This window comes from Terrilactibacillus tamarindi (assembly GCF_009718825.1).
Taxonomy (GTDB): domain Bacteria; phylum Bacillota; class Bacilli; order Bacillales; family Sporolactobacillaceae; genus Terrilactibacillus; species Terrilactibacillus tamarindi.
Window position 1 is genome coordinate 1 of the sequence record NZ_WNHB01000022.1, and the last position, 12,322, is coordinate 12,322.

10 protein-coding genes are annotated in these 12,322 nt (G+C 37.6%); all 10 read left to right on the forward strand.

Going from position 1 to position 12,322, the window contains the following annotated elements:
• Positions 1-192 precede the first annotated feature (192 nt).
• The 10 genes from dpaA (at position 193) to GMB86_RS12710 (ending at position 12,133) form a co-directional block, all read left to right on the forward strand.
• Positions 193-1,092, forward strand: coding sequence for a dipicolinic acid synthetase subunit A (gene dpaA / locus GMB86_RS12665; RefSeq protein WP_155220488.1), 900 nt, complete (start codon positions 193-195; stop codon positions 1,090-1,092).
• Positions 1,089-1,682 (forward strand): dipicolinate synthase subunit B, encoded by a 594-nt coding sequence (gene dpaB / locus GMB86_RS12670; protein ID WP_155220490.1) that lies wholly within the window; start codon positions 1,089-1,091, stop codon positions 1,680-1,682. Before dpaA ends, dpaB begins: the two co-directional genes overlap by 4 nt.
• Before the next feature lie 190 nt (positions 1,683-1,872).
• On the forward strand, positions 1,873-2,925 hold the full coding sequence (gene asd / locus GMB86_RS12675; RefSeq protein WP_329602915.1) for an aspartate-semialdehyde dehydrogenase: 1,053 nt from the start codon (positions 1,873-1,875) through the stop codon (positions 2,923-2,925).
• A gap of 18 nt (positions 2,926-2,943) precedes the next feature.
• Complete coding sequence (gene dapG / locus GMB86_RS12680) at positions 2,944-4,185, forward strand: aspartate kinase (protein ID WP_155220492.1); 1,242 nt, start codon at positions 2,944-2,946, stop codon at positions 4,183-4,185.
• Positions 4,186-4,197: 12 nt separating this feature from the next.
• On the forward strand, positions 4,198-5,082 hold the full coding sequence (gene dapA, locus GMB86_RS12685; protein WP_408033840.1) for a 4-hydroxy-tetrahydrodipicolinate synthase: 885 nt from the start codon (positions 4,198-4,200) through the stop codon (positions 5,080-5,082).
• A gap of 421 nt (positions 5,083-5,503) precedes the next feature.
• Complete coding sequence (locus tag GMB86_RS12690) at positions 5,504-7,171, forward strand: ribonuclease J (RefSeq protein WP_155220496.1); 1,668 nt, start codon at positions 5,504-5,506, stop codon at positions 7,169-7,171.
• 235 nt (positions 7,172-7,406) lie between these two features.
• The gene (locus GMB86_RS12695; RefSeq protein ID WP_329602919.1) at positions 7,407-8,165 is read left to right on the forward strand and encodes a ClpP family protease; all 759 of its coding nucleotides are present in this window, start codon (positions 7,407-7,409) and stop codon (positions 8,163-8,165) included.
• A 2-nt stretch (positions 8,166-8,167) separates the two neighbouring features.
• The gene (locus GMB86_RS12700) at positions 8,168-8,410 is read left to right on the forward strand and encodes a YlzJ-like family protein (protein ID WP_196220223.1); all 243 of its coding nucleotides are present in this window, start codon (positions 8,168-8,170) and stop codon (positions 8,408-8,410) included.
• Between the two features lie 150 nt (positions 8,411-8,560).
• The gene (locus tag GMB86_RS12705) at positions 8,561-10,888 is read left to right on the forward strand and encodes a DNA translocase FtsK (protein ID WP_329602916.1); all 2,328 of its coding nucleotides are present in this window, start codon (positions 8,561-8,563) and stop codon (positions 10,886-10,888) included.
• A gap of 171 nt (positions 10,889-11,059) precedes the next feature.
• Positions 11,060-12,133: a BMP family lipoprotein gene (locus GMB86_RS12710; RefSeq protein WP_155220582.1), complete on the forward strand. Its 1,074-nt coding sequence runs from the start codon at positions 11,060-11,062 to the stop codon at positions 12,131-12,133.
• Positions 12,134-12,322 lie beyond the last annotated feature (189 nt).

The following is a 12,322-nucleotide window of genomic DNA, read 5'->3' on the forward strand; positions in this document are numbered from 1 at the left end:
CTTATAACGTATTTCAAATCATTTTGTAGCACAAAGGAGCCTAGAAATCATATGATATGGTGAGCGTTAAGATCTGGTACGGTGAATTGTTTTAAATATCGCAATTCATAAAATGGCTCATTCGTTTGTCCCTTTAGTCATTCATTTAGGTGAATCATAAGGGAGATGGAAAAAGAGGGGAGAGACCAATGAATGCTTACGAATAAACACCTTGTCATTTTAGGTGGTGATGCTAGGCAAATCGAAGTCATTGAAAAACTCAATGAACTTGATGCACGTTTGTCTCTTGTTGGATTTGATCAACTCAATCGACATTTCAACGGGGCATCAAAAGTTGAACTTGAAGAAATTAATCCAAAAGAGGTAGATGGGATTATCCTACCTGTTGGTGGTGCAAAAGAAGATGGTGAAGTAAAGGCCATTTTTTCAGATAAACCGGTTCGTCTTATAAAAAAATGGTTTACAGAAACGCCGGAATATTGCTCCGTATATACAGGTATATCAACCCCATATCTTGATGAACTGACATCAGAATGCAAGCGAGAGATGGTCAAACTATTTGAACGTGATGATGTTGCTATTTATAATTCCATTCCTACAGTTGAAGGAACCATCATGATGGTGATTCAACATACGGATATTACGATACATCAATCAAAAGTTGTTGTTCTTGGTTTAGGTAGAACAGGTATGTCGATTGCAAGAGCTTTTGATGCTCTTGGCGCTATTGTAAAAGTGGGTGTAAGGGATCCCGCTCATATCGCAAGAATAACGGAGATGGGCCTAAAACCCTTCTATACACGTGATTTGGCCAAAGAGGTACGTGATATTGATGTTTGCATTAATACGGTTCCAGCACCCATCTTAACGAGTGAGGTACTTTCGCAAATGCCCGCCAATGCCTTTATTATTGATGTTGCCTCTTTACCTGGTGGTACGGATTTTAGATATGCTGAAAAACGTGGGATAAAAGCCATTATAACACCTGGTTTACCTGCAATGGTGGCACCAAAAACGGCGGGCCGAATTATTGCTAATGTGTTAGCTGAACTTTTACTTCAAAAGTTTGAAAAAGGGGAGAATAACGCATGAATTTAAAAGGCAAACGGATTGGATTTGGAATAACAGGGTCGCATTGTACTTATGGAGAAGTCGTACCGCAGATTCAATCATTATTGGATGCGGGAGCGGATGTTGTTTGTTTTGTCACATATACAGTCAAAAATACCGTAACACGTTTCGGAGATGGAAAGGATTGGGTTAAAAAAGTTGAGGAAATGACAGGGCATGAAGTTGTCGATTCCATTGTAAAAGCCGAACCATTTGGACCCAAAACCCCCCTTGATTGTATGGTTATCGCTCCCTTAACAGGAAACTCCATGAGTAAGTTTGCTAACGCTATGACTGATTCACCTGTTTTAATGGGAGCAAAAGCGACCCTTCGAAGTCACCGGCCTGTCGTTCTAGGGATTTCAACGAATGATGGTTTAGGTTTAAATGGTAAAAATATCGCACAATTATTAGTCGCAAAAGATATCTATTTTATTCCATATGGTCAAGATAATCCCGCCCACAAACCCAATTCATTAGTGGCAAGAATGTCTCTTCTAAAAGAAACAGTGGAACACGCCCTTGATGGTGAACAAATTCAACCTATTTTAATAGAAAAATTTCGTGATTAATCCTCATTCATCTTTTATTTTACGTTGTATATGTTAAAATAGAACGTAATTATTAGGGAGAAACATCTTTCTCTTGTTTCTCCTTTGACTTTAAAAATAGATGCAACTTTCTTACTGAGGGTTTTAACTTAGTTAATTAAATATAGAGTATTACTCTTGTCATGTTGCAATGGATAGGGAGAGATGTTGAGTGTATCAATCGAATGGTTTTCATGTTGCAGTGGTCGGTGTTACAGGCGCTGTTGGAACTCGTATGTTAAAAATGCTAGAAGGTTCACCGTTACCAGTCGGTAAAATAACCCCCTTAGCATCAAAACGGTCAGTTGGTAAAACAGTTGAGTTTGGCGGTAAAGAATGGGCAATCAAAGAAGCTAAGCCTGAAGCATTTGAATCTGTTCAAATTGCCTTATTCAGTGCAGGGGGATCAGTTTCAAAAGAACTTGCACCAGAAGCTGTTAAGAGAGGTGCCGTGGTTATTGATAATACAAGTGCATTTCGGATGGACAAAGATACACCGCTTGTTGTTCCAGAAGTGAATGAAAAAGAATTGTTTAATCACAATGGGATAATTGCTAATCCAAATTGTTCAACTATTCAAATGGTCGCTGCCCTTGAACCGATACGTTCAGCGTATGGTTTAAGTCGAGTGATCGTCTCCACATACCAAGCTGTATCAGGTGCTGGTGTTTCAGCTATTAAAGAATTAAATGAACAAACTGAAAAATTTTTAAAAGGGGAAGAAATCACACCAGAAATTTTACCAGTTAAAGGTGACAAAAAACATTATCAATTAGCTTTTAACGCCATTCCACAAATTGATTTGTTCCAACCAAACGACTATACGTTTGAAGAAATGAAAATGATAAATGAAACCAAAAAAATTATGGGTGATGACTCCATTAAAGTATCGGCGACTTGCGTGAGATTACCTGTTGCCATCAGTCATGCAGAATCTGTCTATATAGAAATTGATCGAGATGATGTATCTTCAAGTGATATTAAACAACTTTTGAGTGAAGCACCTGGTATTGTGCTTGAAGATGATCCAGCTAATCAAATTTATCCAATGCCACTTCATGCTATTGATAAAAAAGAAGTTTTCGTTGGTCGAATAAGAAAAGATCCTGATGTACCAAATGGTTTTCATCTATGGATCGTTTCTGATAATCTTCTTAAAGGTGCCGCATGGAATTCTGTTCAAATTGCTGAAAGCTTGCAAAAATTAGGATTAGTTAAAGCTTAAAGAGGGAGCCATCATGAGATGAAAATAATTGTTCAGAAATTTGGCGGTACATCAGTAGCAACGGAAGAGAATCGACTAAAAGCCATTGAACATATCTCAAAAGCAGTACAAGATGGTTACAAAGTTGTTGTCGTCGTATCGGCCATGGGTAGATCTGGAGCTCCCTATGCAACAGATACTCTGCTCAGTTTAGTCAATGACCATTATATTTCACCTCGTGAAAAAGATTTACTCATGTCATGCGGTGAAATTATTTCTTCGATCGTATTTTCGAATTTACTTAAATCTAAAAGAATCGCCTCTGAAGCATTAACAGGAGGTCAGGCAGGATTTTTGACATCTGATATGTTTACGAATGCTAGAATTCTCGATATGAAAGTCGATCGATTGACATATTTGTTAAGAAAGCTCGATGTTGTTGTTGTAGCTGGTTTTCAGGGTCAAACAGAGACAGGTGAAATAACGACGCTTGGCAGAGGTGGAAGTGATACGTCTGCAGCAGCCTTAGGTGCCGCGCTTCAAGCTGAATGGATTGATATTTTTACAGATGTTGACGGTGTCATGACAGCGGATCCTCGGATTGTGAATGATGCCAGGCCACTTTCTGTTTTGACTTACCAAGAAATTTGCAATTTAGCTTATCAAGGAGCGAAGGTGATTCACCCGAGAGCCGTTGAAATTGCGATGAATGCAAAGATACCTATTCATATTCGTTCAACAATGTCGAATGATCTTGGTACATTAATCACGTCCATAAAAAAGTCCAATTACGGTAAGGACGTTCAAGAAAGACCCATTACAGGAATAACATATGTGAAAAATGTGACACAAATTCGAGTACAAGCAAAAAAAGATGACTTTGATCTTCATTCCAAAGTGTTCAAATCGATGGCAGATAAACAAATCAGTGTGGACTTAATCAATATTAGCCCACGGGGGGTTATTTATACTGTCCCTGAAGAAGTAACGGAGATAGCTACTCAAACATTAAAAGAATTAGGCTACGAACCGATCGTTTTGCCTGGGTGTGCAAAAGTATCTGCAGTTGGAGCAGGCATGGCGGGTGTTCCAGGTGTAGCATCGAAAATAGTGACCACTCTCACTCAAGCAGGAATTCAAATTTTACAATCTGCTGACTCACATAATACAATCTGGGTCCTTGTCAAACAAAACGATATGATAGAAGCTGTTAATACGCTGCACAGTGTGTTTGAACTAGAAAAACAAGATAGTGATGATAGATTAGACCATACGAAATAGGAGATGAGAGCCGTGGATTTTGGGACATTACTAACTGCGATGGTGACACCGTTTGATGATGATGGGAATGTAAGTTACGACAAAGTAACCCAGCTAGTTGAACATTTAATTAAATCAAAATCAGAAGGTATCGTTGTTGCTGGGACTACAGGTGAATCACCAACACTCACATTAGATGAGAAGCTGAAACTATTTGAACATGTTGTTAATGTTGCGGGTGGACGTGTAAAAGTTATAGCTGGAACAGGGAACAATAACACAAAGGAAACCATCGCTTTTTCTAAAAAAGTAGAAGCTCTTGGTGTGGATGCCCTCATGCTTGTTGCCCCTTATTATAGTAAACCCAATCAAAAAGGGTTATATGAACATTTTAAAACGATAGCGGAAAATGTTACGAAAGAAGTTATGATATACAATATTCCAGGTCGATCATCTGTGAATGTTAGTGCCGAAACAATTATAGCTTTATCTAAAATAAAAAATATTACGTCAGTCAAAGAAGCCAGTGGAAATTTGGATCAAATTGCCACAATTATTGAAGGAACAGATGACGATTTCTATGTGTATAGTGGCGATGATGGTCTTACACTGCCTATTCTTTCTGTTGGAGGTCACGGGGTTATTTCAGTGGCATCGCATGTTATAGGTGAACAAATGAGAGAAATGATCGACTTATTTAAAGTTGGTCAAAATGAAAAAGCAGCAAAAATTCATTTATCTATACTTCCGCTTATGCGTGAACTATTTAAAGCACCTAATCCTGTGCCAGTTAAAACCTTATTAAATCGACAAGGAATTGATGTAGGTAGTGTTCGGTTACCTATGGTCAATTTAACTGAAACAGAAGAGAAAGAATTGTTAGACATAGCTAGTAAAACCCTACAACCATTAGCCTAAAAGTTCATTTAATTAGACAAAAGGACTTTACTCCAAATATAGAAAACCCTGAGCAAAAAAGTTTTCTTCCTTTTACAAGGAGATTTGGAGTTAAGTTCTTTTTTGTGTTCTATAGAAAGAAAAAAGTGAAACTTAGTTATCCCCTATTTAAGAAGGCTCGTTTACACTCATTACCGGTCAATCCTTGCCGTTAATGCGGAAACAATGGATGTTAACCTACTTCTCTGACAAGCGTTTTGAATTCGTTTTTATGCCTTGTTGATTCAAATAACATGACATCTCCAACTGATGAGGCAAAGATATTTTTTGTAAAAAGGTGATAGAAGTTGTACATTGAATGAGGATTTGGGTATAATAAAGTCAATGATTAGTTCGGGTTGTTCGGATTGATGGCTGCTATAGAAAATAGGAGGAATACCCATTGTCAAATTCTAAATCAGACGAAGTGAAGATTTATGCAATGGGCGGCGTTGGCGAATTAGGAAATAACATGACAGTCATTGAAGTGAATGATGATATATTTATCATTGATGCAGGACTTATGCATCCACATGAGGATATGCTAGGAATCGATACAGTCATTCCTGATGCAACATATTTAATAGAAAATAAGGAGCGTGTTAGGGGTATTTTTCTAACACATGGTCACCAAGTTCATATTGGAGGTCTTCCTTACCTATTAAGAAAGTTAAATGCTCCCGTTTATGCGACTAAATTTACCTTGGCACTCTTAAAAGAAAAATTAAAAGAATTCGGAAAGGGTAAAGGAAAGGATAAGTTTGTAACGATTGAACCTGGAAGAAGTTTGAAATTAGGTTTTCGAAGAATTTCTTTTTTTAGGACCAATCATAGTGTCCCTGATTCAATTGGAGTGGCAATTTATACTTCCCAAGGGGCAATCGTACATACTGGTGATTTTAAATTTGATTATACACCGGTTGACGGGAAAAAGGCGGATATCAGCAAAATGGCTCGTATTGGAGACCGAGGCGTACTTTGTTTACTTTCAGATAGTAAAAACGCTGAAATACCAGGAAAAACGGATTCAGATGCCGTTGTTGGAGCCAATTTAAGAGATCTTTTCTATGTTGCAGAAGGAAGAGTTATTGCATCCTTATATGCTACAAATATACATCGAATTCAACAATTTATTGATGCAGCAGTTTTGAATGATCGTCAAGTCGTTCTTGATGGTCGTTATTTAGAACGGATTGTATCAATTGCTATAAAGCAGGGATATTTATCAATTCCAGAAAATACATTCATTACTTGGGATGAAGCAAAAAAACAAAACGATAGTGACATAGCCATCTTAACAACAGGACACGCTGGTGATCCAGTATCATCCATGACTCGTATTGCTAATCATGCACATAAACGAATTACACCCAAACAAAATGATTTATTTATATTTGCTGCATCCTCGACCCCATCAAATGAAAAAATCGTGACGAAAGCGATCGATGAGTTAATGCGGATGGGTGTTCACGTCATACATGGCAAACGTGTTCATGTATCAGGTCATGGAGCACAAGAAGAATTGAAACTCATGCTGCAATTAATGAGACCAAAATATTTTGTTCCCATACATGGTGAGTTTAAAATGCTCATTGCTCATCAAGAACTAGCTATTCAATCAGGTGTTCCAAATCATCACATCTTTTTATTAGATAAAGGTGATGTCGTTGAATTTAATGAGGGAACAGCAAGACAAGCAGAAAAAGTCCCAGCTGGTCATCTTTTGGTTGACGGTCTTGGAGTAGGAGACGTTGGGAATATTGTTCTCAGAGACCGAAGACTTCTCTCCCAAGACGGGACGCTTGTCGTGGTTGTCACACTTGGTAGACAAACAAAGAAAATCTTATCAGGACCTGAGGTCATTACACGTGGATTTGTTTATGTACGAGAGTCGGAAAAATTAATTGAAGATGCGAGTCAAATTGTGTCTGAAGTGATTTCTCAATCATTAACAAAGAATGTTTCTGAGTGGTCGTCTTTAAAGAATGGGATACGAGATGTATTAAGCAAATATTTATACGAGAAAACCAAACGCCGTCCAATGATATTGCCAATTATCATGGAAATATAAATGAAAAAGAACGTCACATAAGTGATGTTCTTTTTCGTGTGGGTCGGCTTAAATATAGATACATAATCAAGTTTTAGAGAACATCATTATTTTTGACTCATTGATGTAACCCTCTTTGCATGAGCCATCTTTCAATTCATTCTTTTGAAGTAGAGAAAACGAGGTCCTAAGAAATATATAAAATAAAAATTTGTATCAAATAAGAGACTCCTTCTCATACTAAGAAAAGTGATAAATAAAGGAGTTGGAGAATATGTCTGATGAAGAATTGGAGAAGGAGATTGAAGTCGAAGTTAACCATCCTTCAGAACAAAACGAGATACTTAATCAAATACAAAAGTTAGGTCAAATGAAAGCTCCTGAACAACCCGTTTCAAATATCCATTGTTTAACGATCATAGGACAAATTGAAGGTCATTTGGCCCTTCCTCCAAAAAACAAAACAACAAAATATGAACATCTCATTCCTCAATTAGTAGCAATCGAGCAAAGTAAGCAAATAGAGGGCCTTTTAGTTATCCTTAATACAGTTGGTGGCGATGTTGAGGCGGGACTAGCTATTGCCGAAATGATTTCGACATTATCAAAGCCAACGGTCACCCTTGTAATGGGAGGATGTCATTCTATTGGTATTCCAATTGCTGTTGCATCTAATTATTCTTTTATAGTTGAGAGTGCTTCTATGATCATTCATCCTGTTCGATTAACTGGGATGGTTATAGGCGTACCACAAACATTCGAATATTTAGAGAAGATGCAGGATCGCATTACTAATTTTGTGGTCAAAAATTCTAAGATTACTGAAGAGCGATTCAAAGAACTGATGTATAGTCGAGGCAATTTAACTCGAGATATAGGAACGAATGTCATTGGAGAAGATGCAGTGAAGTATGGTCTTATTGATGGCATTGGTGGATTAGGCAAGTCATTAATTAAATTGAATGAATTAATTTCTTTTTATAAAGGCAAGTCAGATGAGCAGGTGGTACAATGATATTGTACACCATCTATCCTGAAGAAGTGATATTTAGTGATACGGAACCTAAAAGTAATAATCAAATGACATTAAATATTCAAGGTGTTACGCTGGTTGTAGAAGTTGAAAACCAAAATCAGTTAAAAATAATCCGGCTCATTAGTTCAAATCCTCAAGACTTTTTGGATGAACGATTTCAACCTGGTGAACAAGTTGTGATGAAACCTTTACTGCGCTCAAAAAATAATGGCCTTTCGTATTAGATAAGGTGAAACTTCAATCAGTGAGGGTTTTCATCATCCCCCACTAATTACTTACCGTTAATGCGGGAGAAAAATGAATGATAACAGGTTAATCGGTTTGACGACCTTTTAGCCTTTTATTATTCACCCAAAATGTCAGAGGTGATAAAAGTGGCAAAAAGAAAAAAAAGAAAAATGCAGAAAAAAGGTTGGAAAGATGTTTTTATATATGAAGTGATTGGTTTAGTTATGTTTGCCTTGATTTGTATTGGACTCGCAAACTATGGAATTGCTGGTGAGGTTCTTATCCAGGGGTTAAGGTTTTTCGTTGGTGAATGGTACATGATCGTCTTTATCTATTTACTAATACTTGCAATCTATTACATTATTAAACATAAACAACCTGTGTTTTTTACTCGGCGTTTAATCGGATTTTATCTCCTGTATTTTTCAATCTTATTATTAAGCCATGTTAAATTATTTACGGATCTTTCTTCAGCCAACGAGTGGCAGAACACATCGGTTATCATGAACACTTGGGAGTTGTATCGAGGGCAGTTAACCGGAGTGATTAACAGTGATCGTCTTGGCGGGGGAATGATCGGTGCTATTGGTTTTGCCTTTTTTTATATTTTATTTGATGCTCCAGGGACGATGTTTATTTCCTTTTTCTTTATTGTTATATCTTTAATCCTTATTACAGGTCGATCTTTAAAAGAAACCTTTGGCGGAGTGTTTGAGCGTTTCTATAAAAAGATGTCTCAATCCATTGAAACGAAACGTATAAAACTTTCAGCTGCTAAACAATTAAAAAAAGAAAGAAAAGAAAAACGTAAGGAAGAAATACAAGCACAAATAGAAGCACAAATAGAAGCACAAAAAGAAGAATGGGATCAAATGGAAAATACCCATGAGCAAGCTCCCATCATACATGATTTTTCAGAAGCAGAAGTGGTTGAGCAGGCACCACAGAAAGAAGAAGCACCACCAACGCCTACCGCTTCAAATAAGCACGAAGAAGAGCAATCTGGACCTGAGTTTGCTATGACGACACCGGAAGATGCCGATTATCAGCTTCCTTCATTAAGTCTATTAAATCATCCGAAGAAAAATACTCAACAAAGTGAGAAAAAACATGTAACAAATAATATAGAGAAATTAGAACGAACATTTCATAGTTTCGGCGTGCGGGCAAAGGTAAAGAAAGTCCATTTGGGACCAGCCGTAACTCGTTACGAAGTTTATCCTGATGTTGGTGTAAAGGTCAGTAAGATCGTCAGCTTAACCGATGATTTAGCACTAGCTTTAGCAGCGAAAGAGATAAGGATTGAAGCACCCATCCCTGGGAAATCAGCGGTTGGAATTGAGGTTCCTAACCAAGAGATTACGATGGTCAGTCTCAGGGAAGTGTTAGAATCAGACAATGCTAAAAAACAAACGTCAAAATTAGCCATAGGTCTTGGAAGGGATATTTCAGGTGAACCGATACTCGCTGAACTGAATCGAATGCCCCACTTATTAGTTGCCGGTGCTACAGGGAGCGGGAAGAGTGTTTGTATTAATAGTATTATTACAAGTCTTCTTATGCGAACCAAGCCACACGAAGTGAAGCTACTTATGGTGGACCCTAAAATGGTTGAGCTCAATGTCTATAATGGTGTCCCACATCTTATGTCACCAGTTGTTACAAATCCGAAGAAGGCCTCGCAAGCTCTGAAGAAAGTGGTCAGTGAAATGGAAAGACGATATGAACTCTTTTCGCACAGTGGGACAAGGAATCTAGAAAGTTATAATCAACACGTTAAACGCTATAACGAGGAAAATAATGAAGATCAACCGCTTATGCCATATATCGTGGTCATCATTGATGAATTAGCTGATTTAATGATGGTGGCATCAAAAGACGTTGAAGAAGCGATTACACGTCTTGCCCAAATGGCACGTGCTGCCGGCATTCACTTGATTATTGCTACACAAAGACCATCTGTAGATGTCATTACAGGCGTAATTAAAGCGAATATTCCTTCGCGTATTGCCTTTAGTGTGTCGTCTACTACCGACTCCCGTACAATTTTAGATTCTGGTGGAGCTGAAAAGCTCTTGGGTAAAGGAGATATGCTCTTCTTCCCTATAGGCGCTTCAAAACCAACGCGTATTCAAGGTGCATTTTTGACGGATGACGAGGTAGAGAAAGTGGTCGATTATGTGATATCTCAACAAAAGGCTCAATATCAAGAAAATATGATACCGACGGATGAACCAGAATCTAATGTTCAAGAGATTGTTGATGACCTTTATGACGATGCTGTTCAATTAGTGACGCAAATGCAAACAGCCTCTGTGTCAATGCTTCAAAGGAGATTTCGAATCGGGTACACAAGAGCTGCAAGGCTAATTGACGCAATGGAAGCAAGAGAAATCGTCGGTCCATATGAAGGAAGTAAGCCTCGAACAGTGCTTGTTAGTAAGCAACCAGATGATGATGCATTAAGTCAATAGCAAGTGAATCGAATCGCTTACTTGATAAAAGTCAATTAATTACAAAAAATGACGAATTAATTATTTTTTTCGTCGTTTTTTATTTATCTTTTTTATTAGATAATATATAGTAAATATTGTGTGCTACTTATACTAACTTAAAGGGAGGGCTTTTGGGTGCTAAAAAAGAAAATGATGGCACTTGCTACTGTCGTCGCTATAGCAGGAACACTTCTTTCTGCATGTGGAGGGGCTAGCTCTTCAGACAATAGCAGTAAAAAAGAAAAAAAGGTTAAGATAGGAATGGTTACTGATTTAGGTGGGGTCAACGACAAATCGTTTAACCAGTCAGCATGGGAAGGGTTACAATCATTTGCGAAAAAGAACGATTTATCAGCAGGAACAAAAACAGATGATGATGTTCGTTATTTGCAATCTACTCAAGCCACGGATTATACCCCGAACTTGAATCAATTGATTCACCAAAACTTTAATCTAGTATTTGGCGTAGGCTATTTAATGGCTGGTGATATGACGAAGGTTGCACAGCAAAATCCAAAAGCCAATTTAGCCATCATAGATAGTGCCATCGTTGACAAAAGTAATAAACCTTTGAAAAATGTAGCGAGCATTACATTTAAAGAAGAACAAGGTTCTTTCTTAGTTGGGGTCGTTGCAGGCCTTACAACCAAAACAAATAAAATTGGCTTTGTTGGTGGAATTAATTCAGAATTAATTAAAAAATTCGAAAATGGATTTAAAGCAGGTGTTAAATCTGTAAATCCAAAAGCAGAAATATATTCACAATATGCTGGTGCTTTCGACGCACCTGATAAAGGACAAGCCATCGCGGCTACCATGTATGGAAAAGGTGCTGACATTATATACCAAGCGGCTGGTGCTACAGGCAATGGCGTCTTTACTGAAGCAAAATCTGAGAAAAAAGACGGTAAAAAAGTATGGGTCATCGGTGTAGACCGCGATCAATATGAAGAAGGTTTACCGGAAAATGTCACTTTAACTTCTATGGTCAAACGTGTTGATAAAGCTGTCAATGATGTATCACAACAAACGAAAGATGGTCACTTTCCAGGTGGGCAAATCTTATCGTTTGGCTTAAAGGAAGACGGTGTTGGCATAGCTTCATCAAAACAAAACGTATCAAAAGACATCATTAATCAAGTTAATGGTTATAAAGAGAAAATCATCGATGGATCCATTAAAGTACCGACCACGGATAAAGAATTTAAAGCATTTAAATCATAATTCATCATTAAATACGATTTAAAGATGGACAAGGGTTCATTTTACCTTGTCCATCCTTTTAATATGGCATCAATTTTAGTAGCTGTGTTTAAAAAAACAAATGTGAAGAAGAATAAGATGAGACGGATACAAGTTGAGCTCACATTTTCAACTTAAAAATAGGAATATTACATGACGGGGGAGTAGTAG

Bases quoted from the DNA above. Each gene is read 5' to 3' on its own strand.
- dpaA (WP_155220488.1), top strand. From the start codon at position 193: ATGCTTACGAATAAACACCTTGTCATTTTAGGTGGTGATGCTAGGCAA.
- dpaB (WP_155220490.1), top strand. From the start codon at position 1,089: ATGAATTTAAAAGGCAAACGGATTGGATTTGGAATAACAGGGTCGCAT.
- dapG (WP_155220492.1), top strand. From the start codon at position 2,944: ATGAAAATAATTGTTCAGAAATTTGGCGGTACATCAGTAGCAACGGAA.
- GMB86_RS12710 (WP_155220582.1), top strand. From the start codon at position 11,060: ATGATGGCACTTGCTACTGTCGTCGCTATAGCAGGAACACTTCTTTCT.